The following is an 18,257-nucleotide window of genomic DNA, read 5'->3' on the forward strand; positions in this document are numbered from 1 at the left end:
TGTCCGAACTTTCACCCGATTACTTCGGGAAGCACCGGAAGCTGCCCGAACATGGAGCTGAATTTCCCGCCGTCCGGTGACCCGACGGACGGTGAACGCTTGGAGCACCTCATGTTCGATACGTCCAGATCGCCTATTCGCCCCCGCACCGCCGCAGGCTCACGTCGCGCGCATCGGGCGATTCAGTTGGCCGCGTATGCCGTATTCGGCGCCGCCGCGTTCACCACGGCCGTGACAGCATGGCCTGCGGCACCCGCCGCCGCGGTACCGAGCGGCTCGGCCGAGGTCGCTTCCGGCCCGCTGACACGGATACACGGGCCCGGCACCGTGATCGTGGTGCTCGGGCACGGGCTGCTGCCCGACGGCCGGATGCGACCCGAACTCGTCGCCCGGCTGCATGCGGGCTACGTGCAGGCGCTGCTGGCCCCCGCCTCCCCGGTCATCGTCACCGGAGGCAACCCATGCAACGGTGTCACCGAGGCGGCGGCAATGGCCGAATGGCTGGTCCGGCACGGTATTCCGCCGCATCGCATTCTTCAAGAGGGCGCGTCAGGCACGACTGTGGAAAATGCCGAACTGTCCGCACGGTTGATGCACCATATCGGTGCTCGCGAGGCGGTGGTGGTGACGTCGTCGAACCATATCGACCGGGCAGTGGCGAACTTCGTCGCCGCAGGCGTCCCCGTTGCCGCCGCGGTGACACCGGAACATCTACCCGATCTCACGTGGGCGTTCGGGCCGGGCTGGTGAGCCTCGCCGAACGCCCCGGCCGACAGCACATTACCGGCACTACAGGAGCAATCATGTCCGATATCGACGTACGTCCGGCCGAACAAGTCCGGTCTCTGCTCGATCACCGTTATCGCCCCGCCCGGCGTTTCCGGGTGACCTCGGCGCATATCCGCGATTTCGCGCGAATCGTCCAGGATTCCCATCCGGCGTACCACGACGGTGACGCCGCCGACGCGCTTGGATTTCCCGCGCTCATCGCCCCGCCAACCTTCGCGTCGACGATTCTGCTGCGGGTACACCGGGAAATTCTCGACACGTTGATCACCGGTTATCACCCGAGCCGGATTCTGCACGCCGACCAGGTGCTCGACATCGGGCGCCCGATCATGGCCGGCGACGATATCGGCTGCGATATCTATTTCGAATCCTTCCGCCATTTCGCCGATTACGACGTCATGGCGATCAAGAGCGTGCTCACCGACCAGTGCGGGCAGGTACTGCAGACCGGCTCCACGGCGCTACTGGCCCGCACCGGCGGCGATATCCGGTTCGCGGAAACCGCGCCCCGGGCCAGTGCTGCCACTCGTACCGCCGCGGCCGGTTCGGTGGTGGCCGGCGCGGGCGACCATATCGTCGCGGTTGCCTCCGGCCGTCGTCCGCGCACCACGGTCGATATCGGCAGCCTGTCGGTTGGTGCCGAGTTGCCCCGTCGGGTGCTGTGTCTGTCACGCGCCGACCTTGCTGCCTATGCCCGGATCACCGGCGATACCGGCCACGGCCCCACAGAGCCACGGGCCGGTCTCGGTGACTCGGTCGCCGATCTGCCCACCGCCGTGGCGCCCGGCATGCTCACACTCGGTGTGGCCGCCGGTTATGTGACATCGTGGCTGGGCGATCCGGCGGCGGTGGGCAGACTGCGCGCCCAGTTCGCCCACTACACCCACTACATGCGGGTATGTGCGGGGGAATCGAGCCCGATCGAGTTCAGCGGCCGGATCACCTCATTGGACCCCGGCCGTCGGCGAGGAACCGTCGCCGTCGAGGCGCGATCGCACGGGCGCAGGCTGTTCGGTTACGCCGCGGCCGAGGTCCGGTTCGCGGACTGAGCCGCCCCCGGCGGTGCCGTATCGCTGGGTACGACGGATGCGGCCTGGTTTCACTGCCCAGCCGGCACGGCGAGGGCGGCGGCCAGGGTCGGCCAGGCGTGGTGCAGTTGGTCTTCGAAATCCGGCCAGGCGTGCACGCCCTCGGGGAGGAAGTCGACGGTGGCCGGGATCTCGAGTTCGGCCAGCCGCGCCGCGAAACGTTCGGTGCACGCTTTCGCACCCGCCTCCAGAACGGTTCCGCCGCCGAGCAGCACGGCGATGATCTCTGGGGACTCGGGCACCGCCCCCAAGGCAGTAGCGCTGGGTGCACCCGATGCGGCCGACAGGTAGATCGTGGTGCCGCGCAACTTCTCGGCGCCGAGCACGCTGTCGTGCGCAGCCCATTCCGGCGAGTTCGGCGGCCCCCACAGGTTTTCCGGGTTCCCGCCGCGGGAGGCGACCGTGATGATGGTGATCGCGCGCCCCAGTTGATCTGCGGTCGAATAGCAGCCGCTCATCCCGGCCACGCCGCTGTAGAAGCCGGGGTGGCGCTGAGTGAGCATCATCGCCGCCTGCGCGCCCATCGACACTCCGGCGATGGCGCGGCGGCCGGTGGAGCCCAGATACGGTTCGACGATCGGCGGCAGTTCCTCGGTGAGGAAGGTTTCCCACCGGTTGAGTCCCAATGCCGCGTCGTGGCGCACCCAGTCGGTGTACATGCTGCCAGTGCCTCCGGTGGTGAGCACCACGTCGATCGGTTTGTCGGCAAAGAACTCCGCCGCGCTGCCCTTGGTGAGCCAGCCGGAGGTGTTCTCCCCGTCGACCCCGTCGAGCAGGTAGAGGGTGGGCCGGGGCGCGGGACCGGTCCCGATCAGCGTGTCCACGGCGATGACACGTTTCATCGCCGCCGAGGCGATATGCAGCCGGATCCGATGGGTGCCGAGCACTTCGATACGGTCCAGGAAGGCGTGTCGCGCCGGAGGATCGGCCGCGGTCGCGGGACCGGGGGCCCGGCGCGGTTCGGGAACTGCGTCCGGTGCGGCTGCCGCGGGTGCGACGGTGACCGCCGCGGTCACGGCCAGGATCACCGCGGCAATCGGGAACCGCGGGTTCATCGCCGCATGACGGTCGACGACGCGGCTGGGTGCGCCGCCGCCGGACCGGATAATGCCGGGTTGTCACCGGTGTTGTCGGGCGCGCAGATATGCACCGTGGCTGGGTGCGGGATCTTCTGGATGATGAGCGCGGTGGTCACGGCGTCCTCCTGTTCTCCGGGTTCCCCGAGATGGTGGACGGATCACGCCGAACGGCCGATCCGTAGCGCGGTGGGTGTTTCCAGCACCGGTATCCGGGGCAGCCGCGCCGGTTCGGCGGCGACCGGATCGGTGCGGTCGGTGATGCGGTACAGCCCTGGTGGATGGCCGGCACCGCGGATGTGGTCGAGCACATCGTGGACGCGGCCCGCCAATTCCGGTATCCGATCGGTCGGGCCGGTGGCGACGGCGGCGGTGAGCAGCACACCTGCGGCTTCGCCGATCATGTCCAGCACGTCGGCGCTCAGCGCCGGCGTCGGTGTCATGGCCGGGTCGTCCACGTCATCGCCGAGCGGGATCAGGACGGTGCCGCCGTCGGCGTTGAGCAGCGACAGCGCGCGGGAGCCGAGCGGGCTGGCCAGCGCGGCCTGCACGCGGCGCAGTTTGCGGCGCGCCGCCGACACCGAGCCGATACCGCCGCCGGTTTCGTCGGGGTGCGGCGGAATCGACAGGGCGACAACCTGGTAGGCGGGTGCGACGGTGATGCCGGTACGTTTGGCCGACGCCGCGATCCCGTGGCCGCTCAACAGCGCCGACACCAGGGTCTGGGCCGCGGTCTGGTGTTCCTTGGCGACCCTCCGATGCTCGTCCAGGTAGGCAGACGACGCCGCAACGGTGACCATTTCCACGACGCGCACCAGGAACCGGGTGCCGTCCAGTAGTTCCTGCGGTGACGCTGTCGTGTCGGCCTGTTCGGCCAGATAGTCCAGGCCTGCACGCACATTCTCGTAGCAGGCGCCGAGGACGGTTTCCAGGGCAACGCCTTCGTGAGCCCAGCGCTCGGCGGCGCCGCTGATCGTGGCCCGGACCGTCGACGGCCGGGACGTATTCGGCTCGAGCGCGGCGGCGGCCTCGGCGAGGCAGTGACGCACCATGCCCGCCACGTCACCGCGCGGTGCGGTGCGGCCACGTCGCCGCAGATGCTGTGCCAGTTTCGTTTCCAGCGGTCCGGAGCCCGAGCCTGCCTGTCTGCCCACCATGACTACCGGACAGTAACGAGATTCGTGCGCCCGATCACCGGTCCGGAACGGAACTAGGCAAGTCATCAGCGTTTTCGGTTGCGGTTGGGTCGAATCACAAGTAGGTAACGGGGATTCCGGGCACGGTGCCGACCTCGTATTTCCCGGCGTCGCATCTCTCGGACACCTTGCGGCGACCGGGGGGTGTCTCTTCACGCCGAGGGGCCAAAGAGCACCTATCAGCGCGACAACGGCGGACCGGGACGACGCACAGCCAGCGTCACCGGAGGTGGGCAGGTGCCGATGCCGGGCGCCTGCTGCTGTGGGTCCTGATACACGCCGATCCGATAGCGGCTTGCGGACTGTGTTGGCTCACAACGTATCCCGCCTCGAACGGTTGGATATCCGAGATGGCGGCGCAGGACTGTACGCCGGTCCCGGCCTCACCTAACGTCGATCCCGCGCCCGGTCCTCGTTCGCCGCGTCGACCGGGCGCACCATGCGCCCGGCGAGCTCGTTCCCTACCCTTGCTCGCCGGGCCACTCCCCTGCGGCGCTATCGGCGCGGGCCTGCAGGCCGGTCCAGCACGACCGGCTGGCGGCTGCGCAACGCCGCCAGCAGCCCCGGTGTGGCCTCCGGCGGGGAGGCGTGCACCGACAGTTGGTTGGCCACCGCACGGTAGGCATCCAGATCGGCGCGTTTGTCCAGGTACAACGCTCCGGTCAATTGCTGCAGGTAAACGATATCGGGCAGATCTGCTTCGGCGAACCGCAGCATGGTGAACGCGCCGTCTGCCAGCGCAGGCCCTCCCACGTGATCGGCCAGCACCTGCACGGTGATATGCGGTTGCCGTGCCGCGTCCAGCAACCGATCCATCTGCTCGCTCCATACCGCCGACCCGCCGATGCGGCGAGCCAGTGCCGCCTCCTCCACGATCACCCATAAATGCGGTGGAGCGGTGCGGGACAGGATGTGCTGACGGCGCATCCGCAATACGACCCGGCGTTCGATCGCCTCCTCCGACTCGGTGGGATGCGCGAGTGTCAGCAGTGCCCTGGCGTATTCGGGGGTTTGCAGCAGTTCCGGTATCACGCGCGGTTCGTAGCAGCGGATCATCTGCGCCGCCTGTTCCAGCCCCAGGTACATATCGAACCATTTGGGCAGCCAGTCGTTGTCGCGATGCCACCAGCCGGAGGTGTTGGCTTGCCGCGCCAGCTCCAGGAACGCCTCACGTTCGGTGTCGTCGACCACCTCGTAGAGCGCGAGCAGGTCGAGCAGATCACGTTCCCGGATGCTGGTGCGGCCCAACTCCAACCGACTGATCTTGGAGTCCGAGCCGCGGATGTGCTCCCCCGCTTCCTCACGGGAGATCCCGGACGCCTCGCGCAGCCTGCGCAGCCGGGCGCCGAGCACCATGCGCAGCACGGTCGGCCCACCGTCTACCGCCTTGCGCGCGGCAGGCCTACCCACCGCGGGCCCCTCATCCGACACCGATCGCCTTCCCGAAGCACCCATCGTCCGAGTCTCGCACGGACAGGTTGTCGCAAGCCAGGCGAAACCGCTTTGCCCCGAACACTATTCGTGTTACCCCGCACACACGCGCTCTCGGCCGCCGCTCACCGCAGCAGTACCTGCGCGGTAGCCCGGCCGAACAGTTTGCGGCCGCCGCAGCTGCCGGTGATGGCGACTGTCGCCGCGCGGCGCGACGCGTCGAGGGATTTGATCGTGGCCCGGAACTCGATCTCGCTGGGTTCCGTGGCGGCAACGGGGGCGAATCCGGCGAACCGCACCCCATAGGAGCTCACCGCCGTCGGATCCCCGAGCCATGAGGTGAGATATCCGGCGCCGAGCCCCATGGTCAGCAGCCCATGCGACACCACCTCGGGCAGGCCTGCCGCCGCAACCACCCGGTCGCTGAAATGGATCGGATTCCCGTCACCGGACACTCCCGCGTAATTGACCAGATCACCGCGGGTCAGTGACAGCACCCGCGGAGGCAGTTCGGCGCCCACCGACAGGTCCTCGAAGCACGGGATGGTGTGCCGGACGCGTGTCTCGGCGGGGTCGACCGTTTCCGCGACAGCGATATCGTCGAAGCATTCGGCGATCCCCGCGTCCTCACGTAACCGGTCCTGCGTCTCCGCGGCGCCGTTGCGGGCGCTCATCGACTGCCCGGCCATGATCACCGAGTCCACCGCGGCAGCCAGCTGACCGGTTTCGGCGACGCCGGTGCGGGCAACGACCGTGGTCGCCGCCGACTGCAGCAGCTCCTTGTGCTGGTTGGTCAGCACATTGCGTACCACCATGAAATCTTTGTCGCCGAACTGGCGGAACGAATCGACGAAGGTGTCGCAGCGCAGCCGGTCCCCCGCCACCAGTGGTCGGTACATGCGCAAGGTTTGTTCGGTCTGCAGCACCTGGCCGATATCGTAGCCGGTGAGCTCGGAGGCGAACATTGCCTGCTGCATCTGCACCCAGATGAGCGCAGGGAAGGTCAGCGGCGCGATCAGGCCGTCATAGCCCAGCTCCGCCGCCGCATCCTCGGACCAGTGCGCCCGGTGGCCGTCCTGGACGGCGCGGGCGAATTCCCGGATCTTTTCCCGACCCACCTCATAGTGGTCGGTCATGCGGAAATGCCGCCCCACCAGCGCCCGTGCCTGTGCGGACGCGATGGTGCTCGTATTGTCGTTCATATATCCACAGCCTCTTTCCCGAATCCGGCCGACAAGCTGGGCCGGACCGGCCCACGTTAGCGGTACCGGGCGGGTTCTGCCGATTCGAGCCGTATGCCCCGACACGACGGGAACCCCGCTGGCCGCATGCGGGGAGCTATCCGCATTCGTCGGGTGCGGGTAGGCCGCGGAGGCGATCATCCAGCCAGATCATCGCCTCCGGGTAGCCCAGCGCCCCGGCGATGATGTGCTCGCCCGGCACAGCTCGATACACCGCGGGCACACCGAGCGCGCACTGCTCGGCGAACAAGGCGCGAGCGCCCTCGGCAGGCAGCCAGAACTCGTGATCGCCGTGATAGATGTAGAGCGGGGTGGCCGAACGCATATCCGCCATCGCGGTCACCCGGTAGATTTCGGTGGCCACCGGCGACCGCAGCGGATCGGGAACGTCGGCGGCGATCTCGATCGGCAGATGCAGCACACCCGGCAATGCGAACGTCCCGATGCACTGATCCTTCATCGGCGAGATCGCCACCCACTGCGCCAACTTGTTCATATGGGTCAGGATCTGCGGACGTTCCCGCCCGATACCCAGCACCGCGGCCATGAACACACCCGAAGCAAGGTTGCCGTTCATACTGCGCGTCAGCAGTTCGAAATCCGCGGGCACCCCGCCGAGCGCAGCGCCGGCCACCACGGGAACCAGTTCCGGCGCATAGCTGCCGAGCAGTTTCACCGCGCCGTTGGTGGCGATCGCCCCGCCCGAGTAGCCGACGAGCCCGAATCGGCTGGCGGCGAACTCCGCCGGTGCGTGCGCGCGTACCGCGCGGATCGCGTCGAGGACCGCATACCCACCCACATACGGTTCGGCATACGACATCCACGGCCCCTCGTGATCGGGGACCAGCACCGCGTAATTGCGCAGCAGCGCCAGCTGCGAGGTCGGCGGCACGAAATCGGTCAGCGAGGTATGGGAGCTGAAACCATGCGCCAGTGAGTATCCGGGCGTGCAGTCACGGCCGAGTGCGTCGATGGGCAGATTGTTGACCACCACCGGCCGGGATCCCTGCCCCTGCCATGCGGCGGCGGGCACCGCCAGGGTTGCGGTGGCGAACGACGGCCGCCCGTGCGCATCGGAGGTGCGGTACTTCAACAGCAGTGCCCGGCGCACCGGTACCACCAGCAGCGGGGCGGCGGTCGCGGTGATATCGCGAACCTCGATCACCTCTCCCGGCAACCGGTCGGCCAGATCGGCGGGCCAATGGTCGAAGAGCGGATCGCCCACTGCCGATGGCAGCACGGCGTGATGCAACGCGGCCAGCGCCGGGGACATATCGCCGGGCTGAGAGACGCGGTCGCGGGGCGTCTGGGGAATCATCGGCGGCGGCAGCACCCGCTCGATCCACTCCTGAAGGCCGGGGATCAACTCACCCGGGGCGGCGGCCGGCGGCACCGGCTCCCGCGTCGGTGGCTGCGCGGTCGCCGCGGCCACGGGGAGGACACAGATCGCGACCAATGCGGTCACAACAGCTCGTATATAGCGCATGGCACCGCCTCCGGCAGCGACGTCGTCGTGGGCCGACCCACGGAGATACGGTGTCGGACTCGATCCCCCCGGTGTGTTCTGGGCCGGAAGCCCAGGTTACGTGGAGGGAGGACATTGCCTGTGAATCGTGCCCTACTCGTGTGCGTCGCGTCGCCGGATCGTGACACCCTGCGGGCAAGGGCGCGGCACGTGATCTGGTGAGAATCCCTCGAGCCCGGCCGCGTGACCTGTGACTTGTCCAGGCAGCGGGATGGAACATGTTCTTACCCAGGGGGTGTGGCTTACCGTCGCAGAGACGGCATCGCTGAGCATGCCTGCCGGAAGGAGACGCGGACATGGATGCAACTGCCCTGATAACGGCATACCGCGGCAACACCACCGACGAATCGCCCACGCGGCGAGTGACCGTCTACTTCGACGGCCCGACCCCCGACGACGCGCTCGTCCTCGAATACGCAGCGACCAGCACCGAGGCCTGGCAGTTCACCTCGGCCGCCGTGCACGCCGGGCTCACCGTGACCGTCGACGGCATGATCCGCCCCGGACTGCGCCGGCTACCGTGCAGCTCACTATGGCGTTGAGCGCGCTCCGTCCGGGCCAAGCACCCGTTGCAGGAAGGCCAGCACATCCGGTAGCGCGGCGTCGGCCGCGCCGAGATGATCGCCCGGATACAGCTTCGTGGTCAGATCTGCTCCCGATAAACGTAATTCAGCGATCAGCTTCGCCGTGAACGGGGCAGGCACATCCCGGTCGGCCAACCCCTGCCCGATGAACAGCGGCGCCGAATAGCCCGAGGTCGGGATCCGCAGCATCGCATCGGCGACAGCCCACAGCGCCGGGTCGTCCAACTGCCGGCGCAGTATCTCACCGATCGAGATATCACCGATCCGTTCCTCGGCTTCGGACAGGCATTCCGATTCCACGATGCGCAGCACATCGTGCCCGGTCGGGGTGAGGTAGCTGTCGATATCGAGTTCGGGGGCGGTGACCCGCATACCGGCAAGCAGCATCGCGAAATAGGTGGTGGTCCTCCGCAGCGGCAATCGCGGAATCCACGGACCGGCCAGCGGCACTGCGGATTCCAGATTCGACGGCGGTCCGGTCGCCGCCGCGCCGCGGAAATCGAGTTCGGGCGCGTCGCCGGGCGCGATATGCGCGGTGACCAGCGCGGTCTGCCCGCCCTGCGATTGCCCCATAACCGCCCACCGGGCGCTCAACCCCGGCAGCACCGAACGTGCCGCCCGCACTCCGTCGATCACGCTGCGCGCCTGTGAGGGGCCATCCAGATACGGGTGCGCCCCTGGTGTGCCGAGACCCACATAGTCGGAGATCATCACCGCGTACCCGGCCTCGAGCAGTCGCGGATACACCGAATCCAGGTAGTAGCCGCGCGCCCGCAGGGTGAACGCGCAGTGGTCGGCGATACCGACCGAGCCGTGCGCATACGCCACGATCGGCCAGCCGCCCGGCGGCGGCGGACCCGGCGGGATATACACCGCCGCGGTACTCTGCATCGGGCCGCGCGGGCCCCGTGACCAGTAGGTCAGCCGCTGCACCTCCCCCGCCTCGGCCAACTGCAGCGAACCCGGCATCGGCGCGGTATCGGTCACCACTCCCGGTGGGCCCGGTTCGACCGTATCCGCTCGCACCGGGCCCACCGGCGCAAGGGTCACCGCCAACACGACCCCCGCCGCCACCAACCAACTCCGTTGCACGGCCCGACTATCGTCATGACCGCCGCGGATGGCAAGACACCACAATCGGGGGTGGCGCGCACCCATCAGATCGGTGTTCTCATCGGTCTCGCGCTGCCAGGCACTTCGGGGTGCGGCGAGGTGCCGCTACGCGGACAGTTTCGTTGACAGTTCAACCGGAGACTGGGAAAACTTGCCTGGCATCACCGCTGCCGAACTGGGGACACAGATATGACTTTCACCGGAAAAACGGTCGACTATGCAGTGCGTGAGCACCGCGCATACCTCACCTTGAACCGTCCGGACAGGCTGAACGCGATCACCGCCGAGATGGCTCGCGAGATCAGCGGCGCTGTCACTGCGGCGAACGCCGACGACTCGGTGCGGGTCATCGTGGTGCAGGGAGCAGGGCGGGCGTTCTGCGCGGGATATGACCTGAAGCTGTACGCGGAAGGTGGTGAGGAACATCAGGGCCCGGTGTGGGACCCGATCAAGGACTTCCAGGCGATGAAGGCCAACACCGACCACTTCTTCTCACTCTGGCGCTCGGCCAAGCCGACGATTGCGAAGGTCCACGGGTACGCAGTGGCCGGCGGAAGCGATATCGCGCTCTCGTGTGATCTGGTCGTGATGGCCGAGGATGCCAAGATCGGATATATGCCCGCACGTGTCTGGGGCTGCCCCACGACCGCGATGTGGGTTTATCGCCTCGGCGCCGAGCGTGCCAAACGCATGCTACTCACCGGCGACACCATCGACGGCGTTCAGGCCAAGGAGTGGGGGCTGGTCATCGATGCTGTTCCTGCCGAGGAACTCGACGCGGCCGTGGAGAAGCTCGTCGACCGTATGGCAGGCGTCCCGATCAACCAGCTGGTCATGCAGAAGATGATGATCAACCAGGCCTACGACAACATGGGCCTGCAAACCACCCAGAACCTCGCCATTCTCTTCGACGGCATCACCCGTCACTCGCCGGAAGGCCGCTGGTTCGTCGACTTCGCGCAGCAGCACGGCTTCGGTGCCGCGGTCCAATGGCGCGACGCAGGCCGCTTCATTCCCGATGGTGGCGGCGCCGTACCGACCGAAGACGAGATCGCCGATATGTACCGAGAACTCGCCGAGAAGGCGGCGGCCGAGGAAGAGCCGAGCCGATGAAGGAGCTCACCGAGTCCTGGTGGCCGAAGGATACGAGCCGGCCGATCCTCGACATCACCGTGGGCAGGCTGTTGCAGCAGGCGGCTGCCGAAGCACCCGACAAGCTCGCCGTGGTGTCGGTGGCTCCCGAGCGCGAAGCCCGCACCTGGACCTACCGGGAGTTGCTGGACGACGCCGAGCATGCGGCCGCGTGGCTGCTCGACCGTTTCCAGCCCGGCGAACATGTGGGTGTGTGGGCGCCCAACGTGCCCGAGTGGCTCGTACTGCAGTACGGGGCCGCGCTCAGTGGGCTGGTCCTGGTGGCCGCCAACCCCGCTCTCCGTGGTGCCGAACTCGAGCACGCCCTCGGCACATCCCACGCGGCCGGGGTCTTCTTCGTCGACAGCTTTCGCGGCACCGATATGGCCGCCCTGGTTCGAGCCGTGCTGCCCACCGTACCCGCCGTGCGTGAGGCCGTTGCCTTCGAGGGCTGGCTCGATGAGGTTCGTCGTACCGACAAGCGTGCCGAGTTGCCGGTCGTCGATCCCCGGGCTGCCACCCAGATCCAGTTCACCTCCGGCACCACCGGTCACGCGAAGGCAGCGTTGCTCACGCATAGGGCGATGGTCACCAATGCGTCCTTCGTGCGCGACCGCTGCGGCGCGACCCCTGGGGCGACATTCGCCACCGCCCTGCCCCTGTTCCACACCGCAGGTTGCGGGTTGGCCGGGATGGGGTCGGTGCACCAGCGGGCCACGCTCGTGATCGCGGAGGTCTTCGACCCCACGACGATGCTCACCGCGATGCAGGACTACCGTGCCGAGGTCTTCGGTGGCGTGCCCACGATGCTGCACAGCCTGCTCGCGCATCCCGACCTGGGCGGTTTCGATCTCAGTGCGCTGCAGGTGGTGATGTCCGGGGGCGATGCCGTCCCACCCGCGCTGGTCGACGGCTGGGCGAAGGCCTGCGGTGCCGCGACCAGTGCGGTCTACGGCCAGACCGAACTCAGCCCGATCGTGTGCCAAACGCGTCCGACGGACAGCCGCGACGACAATATGTTCACGGCAGGCCAACCGCTTCCCCACGTCGAGGTGTCCATCCGCGACCCCTCCACCGGGGAGATTGCGCCCATCGGGGTAGAGGGTGAGATCTGCGCGCGCGGATATCAGCAGATGATCGGCTATCTCGACATGCCTGCCGAAACTGCGCAGACGATCGATGCAGATGGCTGGCTGCATACCGGCGACCTCGGGACGATGGACGCGCGCGGGTACGTGCGAGTCACCGGACGTCTCAAGGACATGATCATCCGCGGCGGGGAGAATATCTATCCCCGCGAGATCGAGGAAGTCCTGGCCGCGTATCCCGCCGTCACCGCAGCGATCGTGCTCGGCCTGCCCGATACGAAGTGGGGTGAGAAGGTGGTGGCCGTTGTGCGGCTGGACCCGGCCCAACCGGCCCCCTCATCGGCGGAACTACACGACTATCTGCGGGAGCGTCTCGCACCCCACAAAACCCCCAAGTCCTGGTATGTCACCGACAGTCTTCCGGTGAGCTCTCTGGGCAAGGTCCAGAAATTCCGGCTACGTGACCAGATCATCACCGGTGAGCTCCGGCCGCTGTGAACCGAAAACCGTCGGCGCAGGAGCCCGGCTACAGCGACGGAAGCGGAGGTGACGCCGGGAAGACGACGGGCAGGGCAGTCAATGCGCGGTGAAACGAACCCGTCCGCCAGGTCAGGTCGGCAGAGGGCACGCCCAGGCGTATCTCGGGCAAGGCGTCGAGCAGTTGGTCGATGGCGTCCTGCGCGATCAGGTAGGCCAGCGAACTGGCCGGGCACACATGCGGGCCGCTGCCGAAAGCCAGGTGAGCGCGGTTGCCCGCATGCTGGTTCGTGCCGATCACCGGATCGGTGTTGCAGGCGGCCATGCTGATGACGACCGGCTGGTGAGCAGGCAACCAGACGTCGTCGATCAGGATCGGCTGTTTCGGGAAGCTGAAACAGAAGTTCGCCACCGGAGGATCGTTGAACAACACCTCGTCGAGAGCGTCACGGGTGGACAGGCTCCCGCCCAGCGCACTACCCCCGAACTGCTCGTCGGTGAGGATCAGCCGCAAGGCGTTGACAATCAGGTTCTGCAGCGGTTCGATGCCTGCCCCGTACAGCGTGGCCACCTGGTTCACGTTTTCCGCCTCGCTCAGCCCGGCCGAGTGTTGCAGCATTCGTGTCGTCACATCATCGCCGGGTTTGGTGTGCTTGAGGTGAACCAACTCCAGCACCGCATCTATGAACGCTTTGTTTCCACGCTCGGCATCGACGCCCTCGAACATCGCGGCCATCCCGGCAGCAGCGCGCTGCGCGATCTCGGTCGGACAACCGAGCAGAGCATTCAGCACCGCGAAGGTGAGCGGAAACGCATACTGGCGGATCAGGTCCGCGGACCCGTCTTCGCAGAACGAGTTGATCAGCGGGACAGCGACCTGTTCCACGGTGTCGTGCAGGCTGTACTGATCGACCTTGGCCAGACCCGCGACGATGACCTGCCGGTAGCGGGCGTGCGTGTCGCCGTCGTTACGCCGTGCGTTCGGCCGCCACTGCATGAGCGGAAGCACTGGACAGTCGGTGGGAATGTTCTGCTGCCACAGGCGCGGATCGGCCGGAAAATGGTCCGGGTCGTTGAGTATCTGCACCGCAGTGTAATAGCCGATCACCAGCGTGGCCGGCACGCCCGGCACCAACTCCACCGGCACCAACGACCCGTACTGTTCGCGCATCGCGCGATAGGCGCTATGCGGGTCTGCCGCGAACTCCGATACATACAACGGGATCCGGGGGATGTCGGTATCGATCGGTGAACCATGTGGAACGTGGTCGGATCGACGGTCGGAAATCGTCATCGGATGAATCGTAGACGGAATGCCAGGTGCCGTCGCCGAGATGCGACGGAATATCCGGTGTCCGCACGGGGAGCTCGAGCCCACGCGACTCCAACGCACGATGCCACTGTAGGAGTCCTCACGGCGACTGGACGCTGTGTCCTGCAGTGCTTGCTCAAACCGTCCAGCACGCACCCGCGATCCTCACAGCAAAGGTGTGGCGAGCTGCTCTCGCACTGCACGCGACAACGACAAAGCTCATCCCGCCTCACGTCGGTAACGTCATGACCCCGCGACCTCTAGGAGCGCTCGGCGGCTCCGCGCAGCGGGATCGTCTACCCTGTACCACCATGACTGTGCGGTACACAGACAGTCCAAGTGATCTGCCAGCAATCACGGGGGGATTCGTAGGGCGAACTGCAGAGCTGGCCGAGCTGACTGCCCTGCTACAAGGGCAGCCGCAGTTGATCACGTTGATCGGGTCCGGCGGAATCGGCAAGACCAGGCTCGCTACGGAGGCCGTTCACCGGCTCGGTAGGGCAACCCGGATCCCGGTGTACTTCGTGCGGCTGGCGCGGCTGGCGCAGCAGTCCGATCCGGCGGCGATCGAGGAGGCGATCGCCGCAACGGTGCTTCCTGGTTTCGGCGGACCGTCGACACGGAAGGCGCTTGTCGAGACCCTGTGCAGAACCGATGCGGCGGGTCGTAGCCTGCGAACAGTGGTGGTGCTGGACAACTGCGAGCACGTACTCGCCGGCGTTGGTCCGGTGATTGCAGAATTGCTCGCCTCGGTCGCGGGTTTGACCATTCTGGCGACCAGCCGCGAGCCAGTGGGCTGGGTAGACGAGCGCCTGATGCTGGTTCCGCCCCTCTCACAATCCCAGGCATTGGACCTGTTCCGGCAGCGTGCCGAGCTGACCGGCCATCCGATCGTCCAGGCAGACGAGATCGAGGTGGCCGAACGCATCTGTCGCCGGATGCACGGGCACCCGTTGTTCATTCGGTTGGCTGCCGCCCGCACGTTCTACGAGCCGCTGCCGATGATCCTGCGGCAGCTCAGTGGCGAGGAAGGCGATGCGCGGATGAGCTGGCGTCACGGGCCGCGGGTGGGTGCCGACAGCCGTCATCGGTCCGTCAGCGAGGTTATCGCATGGTCCTATGAGCTGTGTGATGACAACGAGCGTCTGCTCTTCGAACGGATGTCGGTATTCGCCCCCGGATACCATTCTCATCCGGGCGAGGACACCGGTTGCCATGCTGCCGGGGCCGAACTGGAGGCCATCGAGACCGTCTGCGCCGACGATCGGCCCGCCGGGAACAGCTCGGCTGGCGACTCCGCGCGCCCGTACCTGCCAAGGCCCGAAGTCCGGGACATACTCGATCGGCTCGTGGAGCGCTCGCTGGTTTCAGCGCATATCACATCCACTACTGTGCGGTACAGCCTGGACGAGAGTCTTCGGCTGTTCGCTCGGCTACGACTGCGGGAACGCTCGAACGGGGAGGTCGACGAGCCGCAACGCTTGGCCGAGCGGCATCTGCGATATTACCGCGACAAGGTCGCATACGCGGCTGCGCACTGGTGCAGTCCCGCCGAACACGACTTGATGGAATGGACTCGGCACGCGTGGGACAACATCCGACTTGCGATCGAACGGAGCATCACCACCGGCGGCGCGGCAGAACTCGGTTTGGAGTTGGCCACCGGGTTGATCGCGCTGCGCGCCCCGTTCTTCAACGACCTGCTACCCACCGCGCGTCGATGGACCGAACGCGCTCTGGAGGCCACCCGCGCGGTGCGGGAGGAACCAACAGATCTGCAGATCACGGCGATGGCCTCGATCGCATGGATCGCGTTGTGGGAGGGGCGCGACCAGCAAGCGGTGCAGGTTGTCGGTGAGTGTGTCACCACCTCTGTTTCGGCTCCAGAGATCCGGAACAGCTGGCGAGACAGGCCCGATACCGACCTCGGGCTGCCAGCGGCGGTCGAATTCGCCTGGGGCGCCGAGCTACTGTTGCACCGATGCGATGCGAGGTCGGCCGTCGTGCTGGCGCGAGCACGCGATAAGTATGCGGCGCAGGCCGATCGCAGCGCAGAATCGCTGAGTTCGCTCTTCCAGACTGTCGCTACAGCGTTTTTCGGCACCGCCCGACAGGCGCTCGATACCGCTCGGAACCATCTCGAGCGCACGGCGAGTTCGGGTGCACAATGGGCGAAGTCCTGGGCCGAACTGGCCTGGGCTATTGCATTGTCCAAGCATGCGGACCCGGAAGATGCGTTGTCCGCCGTGCATTCGGCACTGACATACCAGATTCCCAGGCGCGACCTGTGGGGAGCGTTGTGGGCGGTGCATATTCGGATGTGGTCGTTGGCGCGGATCATCACGGACTCGGCCGCCGCGAGTCCAGCCGGCAAGAACCGGCGCACCGCGCTCGCCACCGAAATCGCCCAGCTGGCCGGTGGAGCCGCAACACTGCGAACCAGGCTGGGTCTGAGCGCAGCAGAAGTCGGCCTCTTCGCCGAAGAAACGAGCAAGGCGCTGGCGATCGCCTGCGGAGTACTGGGCAGGCAAGGGCTTGATGCCGCGGAAAGGCAGGGAGCAAGCTTCGAATCCGGCGAAGTGCAGCGGCTCGCCCTCGGGGCGGCGCCCGCGACCGAAGCGCGACCGGACCGCTCCCGTGGACGCCACGTGCCCGACATCTGGTACATCCTGACCGGTGCGGAACAAGACGTCGCTGTTCTCGCCGCCGCGGGCTGGTCGAACAGTGCGATAGGAGCACGGCGCGGCACCTCCATCAAGACGATCAATACTCAGGTGGCCTCGATCCTGCAGAAGCTCACGATCACCTCGCGTGAGGACATCATCGGCTTCGTCCCGCCCGACCTTCGCGAGTTGGTCTCGAGGGAACACTCGCGACGCCCGCGGCGCGCAGCAACCCAGCATCCGGGAGCGGACGCACGACGTAGATGATCTCCGACAAGGCGAGCCGGGCTGGTGTTCGGAGCGCGGTGCCGGGCCGAGTCGAGCAAGGCGCGGCACCTGCGGTCACCGCGCGGCAGCACCGTCCCACCTCCGGGCCCATCGGCTGAGGTGGGACGGCGGTGCCGCGCTCATTTGCCGAGCCGCCGTCAGTTCTCGATGCCCGCGAGAACGTCCTGCGTCAGGGCGTCAGCCTGCCCGCAGTCCGTCGGTGGGGCGTCGAAGGAAACCTTGTCGGGGTCCGTTTCCTCAGGGGGCGTTTCTGCGCTGGTGGTCAGTCTCACGCTCAGCAGGTGGAAATCTTCCCCGTCGTCGTTACTGGCGGGCCCGATGACCAGACTGATGCCACAACTGGTGGTCATCGCGACATCCGTCTCGGTACGGACGCCCTCGAAACCAGCCATATTCATCGATTCACTGTGCACGATCGTGGCGCCGGAGGTCGGAGCGGGCTTCTCGTTGGTGCTGAAGTGAATCGATACCTGATACGAACGGGTTTCACCGGGTTTGACGATTTCCAGATCACACGCGTAGGGCGATGTACGGAGGACGCTTTCGGCTCGCCATCCCGGGAATCGGCTCGCGATCACGTCCTTTTGCTCGCACGGATCCTGCCCCATGATGTCGCCGGGCGTCGGGTGCGGATTCGACTTCAGCTGGTCGATCTTCGGATAGATCGACTCCAGGTACTCCGCGGCCGCTGCGCAGGCCTGCGGCCACGGCGAATCGGGGGCGCCCCTGGGTGGGCTCTTGACCAGGCGCAGACTCAGCGCATGATCGACGCCCTCGTAGGGCACCTTGTAGTTGCAGCTTCGATGCTCGGTGCTGTCGTTGGGTGTCGAGGTCCGATATGCCCGACGTCCGGCGATCTGTTCGGGTTGCGCGCCCGCGGCATCGCTCTGGCTGAACGCGACGTCCAGATCGAGATAGAACAGATACACATCCCCGACCTGGTCACCGCTGAGCCCGATGCATTGGGTGATCCCGGCGGGACGTTTCATCTTCTGCAGCGAGCCGTACTGCTTCAGCACGTCGCTCTCTGCGATCGTGCAGGGGTCCGCGGCGCGAATACGCGCGAAATGCGCCACTTTCGCTGCGTTGGGGTCTTCGCCGAATCGGCCCTGCTGAGCCGGCTCTTCCGGTATCGGCTTCCCAGTCGTCGTGCAGGCGCTGAGGCCGGCGACCAGTGTCAGTCCCACCGCGATGGCGGCGGCCCGTCCGAGGTAACGCATCAAACTACTTGACGATCCGGCTCGATCGCGCCGGA

At 66.8% G+C, this 18,257-nt stretch carries 15 protein-coding genes; 6 read left to right on the forward strand and 9 right to left on the reverse strand.

All coding sequences use genetic code 11. The annotated features are described in order from the left end of the window. Positions 1-51: 51 nt before the first annotated feature. Both B0T44_RS13390 and B0T44_RS13395 read left to right on the forward strand, forming a co-directional pair. The gene (locus tag B0T44_RS13390; protein ID WP_254854233.1) at positions 52-750 is read left to right on the forward strand and encodes a YdcF family protein; all 699 of its coding nucleotides are present in this window, start codon (positions 52-54) and stop codon (positions 748-750) included. Positions 751-803: 53 nt separating this feature from the next. Next, positions 804-1,838 carry an FAS1-like dehydratase domain-containing protein gene (locus B0T44_RS13395; RefSeq protein WP_081513558.1) on the forward strand — a complete coding sequence of 345 codons (1,035 nt, stop codon included), beginning with the start codon at positions 804-806 and terminating at the stop codon, positions 1,836-1,838. 50 nt (positions 1,839-1,888) lie between these two features. Here B0T44_RS13395 and B0T44_RS13400 read toward each other — a convergent pair whose 3' ends face one another. From B0T44_RS13400 to B0T44_RS13420, 6 genes are all read right to left on the reverse strand, one after another. Continuing rightward, positions 1,889-2,932, reverse strand: a complete 1,044-nt coding sequence (locus B0T44_RS13400; protein ID WP_077120195.1) for an alpha/beta hydrolase — start codon at positions 2,930-2,932, stop codon at positions 1,889-1,891. Then, positions 2,929-3,072 carry a hypothetical protein gene (locus B0T44_RS27160; RefSeq protein ID WP_175648105.1) on the reverse strand — a complete coding sequence of 48 codons (144 nt, stop codon included), beginning with the start codon at positions 3,070-3,072 and terminating at the stop codon, positions 2,929-2,931. The genes B0T44_RS13400 and B0T44_RS27160 overlap by 4 nt, the downstream gene beginning before the upstream one ends. Positions 3,073-3,114: 42 nt before the next feature. Next, positions 3,115-4,110 (reverse strand): RsbRD N-terminal domain-containing protein, encoded by a 996-nt coding sequence (locus B0T44_RS13405; RefSeq protein ID WP_139347956.1) that lies wholly within the window; start codon positions 4,108-4,110, stop codon positions 3,115-3,117. Positions 4,111-4,644: 534 nt separating this feature from the next. Beyond that, positions 4,645-5,604: a Sco1979 family transcriptional regulator gene (locus tag B0T44_RS13410; RefSeq protein WP_081512089.1), complete on the reverse strand. Its 960-nt coding sequence runs from the start codon at positions 5,602-5,604 to the stop codon at positions 4,645-4,647. Positions 5,605-5,705: 101 nt separating this feature from the next. Further along, positions 5,706-6,782, reverse strand: a complete 1,077-nt coding sequence (locus B0T44_RS13415) for a fused (3R)-hydroxyacyl-ACP dehydratase subunits HadA/HadB (RefSeq protein ID WP_077120193.1) — start codon at positions 6,780-6,782, stop codon at positions 5,706-5,708. A gap of 136 nt (positions 6,783-6,918) precedes the next feature. Further along, positions 6,919-8,307 carry a lipase family protein gene (locus B0T44_RS13420; RefSeq protein WP_139347955.1) on the reverse strand — a complete coding sequence of 463 codons (1,389 nt, stop codon included), beginning with the start codon at positions 8,305-8,307 and terminating at the stop codon, positions 6,919-6,921. 335 nt (positions 8,308-8,642) lie between these two features. Between B0T44_RS13420 and B0T44_RS13425 the strand changes: the two genes are divergently transcribed. After that, complete coding sequence (locus B0T44_RS13425) at positions 8,643-8,888, forward strand: hypothetical protein (protein ID WP_077120191.1); 246 nt, start codon at positions 8,643-8,645, stop codon at positions 8,886-8,888. On the opposite strand, the gene B0T44_RS13430 is transcribed toward B0T44_RS13425, so the two are convergent. Continuing rightward, complete coding sequence (locus tag B0T44_RS13430) at positions 8,877-10,022, reverse strand: lipase family protein (RefSeq protein WP_077120189.1); 1,146 nt, start codon at positions 10,020-10,022, stop codon at positions 8,877-8,879. The genes B0T44_RS13425 and B0T44_RS13430 overlap by 12 nt on opposite strands. A 210-nt stretch (positions 10,023-10,232) precedes the next feature. Between B0T44_RS13430 and B0T44_RS13435 the strand changes: the two genes are divergently transcribed. Together B0T44_RS13435 and B0T44_RS13440 are read left to right on the forward strand one after the other, a co-directional pair. Further along, positions 10,233-11,156 (forward strand): crotonase/enoyl-CoA hydratase family protein, encoded by a 924-nt coding sequence (locus B0T44_RS13435; protein WP_077120187.1) that lies wholly within the window; start codon positions 10,233-10,235, stop codon positions 11,154-11,156. Then, positions 11,153-12,760 carry an AMP-binding protein gene (locus tag B0T44_RS13440; RefSeq protein ID WP_077120184.1) on the forward strand — a complete coding sequence of 536 codons (1,608 nt, stop codon included), beginning with the start codon at positions 11,153-11,155 and terminating at the stop codon, positions 12,758-12,760. Before B0T44_RS13435 ends, B0T44_RS13440 begins: the two co-directional genes overlap by 4 nt. A gap of 28 nt (positions 12,761-12,788) precedes the next feature. Here the strand turns inward: B0T44_RS13440 and B0T44_RS13445 are convergent, their stop codons facing one another. Then, the gene (locus tag B0T44_RS13445; protein WP_077120182.1) at positions 12,789-14,033 is read right to left on the reverse strand and encodes a cytochrome P450 family protein; all 1,245 of its coding nucleotides are present in this window, start codon (positions 14,031-14,033) and stop codon (positions 12,789-12,791) included. A gap of 329 nt (positions 14,034-14,362) precedes the next feature. Here B0T44_RS13445 and B0T44_RS13450 point away from each other — a divergent pair, with 329 nt between their 5' ends. Next, positions 14,363-16,981, forward strand: a complete 2,619-nt coding sequence (locus B0T44_RS13450; protein ID WP_368026072.1) for a helix-turn-helix transcriptional regulator — start codon at positions 14,363-14,365, stop codon at positions 16,979-16,981. A 158-nt stretch (positions 16,982-17,139) separates the two neighbouring features. On the opposite strand, the gene B0T44_RS13455 is transcribed toward B0T44_RS13450, so the two are convergent. Further along, entirely contained in the window at positions 17,140-18,222 is a 1,083-nt protein-coding gene (locus tag B0T44_RS13455) for a hypothetical protein (RefSeq protein ID WP_077120179.1), read from the reverse strand. Between the last annotated feature and the right edge of the window lie 35 nt (positions 18,223-18,257).

Origin of the sequence: Nocardia donostiensis (assembly GCF_002081715.1) — a bacterium.
GTDB lineage: Bacteria > Actinomycetota > Actinomycetes > Mycobacteriales > Mycobacteriaceae > Nocardia > Nocardia donostiensis.

Coding starts and splice junctions, on each gene's coding strand:
- B0T44_RS13410 (WP_081512089.1), bottom strand. CDS start 5,604: ATGGGTGCTTCGGGAAGGCGATCGGTGTCGGATGAGGGGCCCGCGGTG.
- B0T44_RS13445 (WP_077120182.1), bottom strand. CDS start 14,033: ATGACGATTTCCGACCGTCGATCCGACCACGTTCCACATGGTTCACCG.
- B0T44_RS13435 (WP_077120187.1), top strand. CDS start 10,233: ATGACTTTCACCGGAAAAACGGTCGACTATGCAGTGCGTGAGCACCGC.
- B0T44_RS13395 (WP_081513558.1), top strand. CDS start 804: ATGTCCGATATCGACGTACGTCCGGCCGAACAAGTCCGGTCTCTGCTC.
- B0T44_RS13415 (WP_077120193.1), bottom strand. CDS start 6,782: ATGAACGACAATACGAGCACCATCGCGTCCGCACAGGCACGGGCGCTG.
- B0T44_RS13450 (WP_368026072.1), top strand. CDS start 14,363: ATGACTGTGCGGTACACAGACAGTCCAAGTGATCTGCCAGCAATCACG.
- B0T44_RS13455 (WP_077120179.1), bottom strand. CDS start 18,222: ATGCGTTACCTCGGACGGGCCGCCGCCATCGCGGTGGGACTGACACTG.
- B0T44_RS13400 (WP_077120195.1), bottom strand. CDS start 2,932: ATGAACCCGCGGTTCCCGATTGCCGCGGTGATCCTGGCCGTGACCGCG.
- B0T44_RS13390 (WP_254854233.1), top strand. CDS start 52: ATGGAGCTGAATTTCCCGCCGTCCGGTGACCCGACGGACGGTGAACGC.
- B0T44_RS13440 (WP_077120184.1), top strand. CDS start 11,153: ATGAAGGAGCTCACCGAGTCCTGGTGGCCGAAGGATACGAGCCGGCCG.
- B0T44_RS13425 (WP_077120191.1), top strand. CDS start 8,643: ATGGATGCAACTGCCCTGATAACGGCATACCGCGGCAACACCACCGAC.
- B0T44_RS13405 (WP_139347956.1), bottom strand. CDS start 4,110: ATGGTGGGCAGACAGGCAGGCTCGGGCTCCGGACCGCTGGAAACGAAA.
- B0T44_RS13420 (WP_139347955.1), bottom strand. CDS start 8,307: ATGCGCTATATACGAGCTGTTGTGACCGCATTGGTCGCGATCTGTGTC.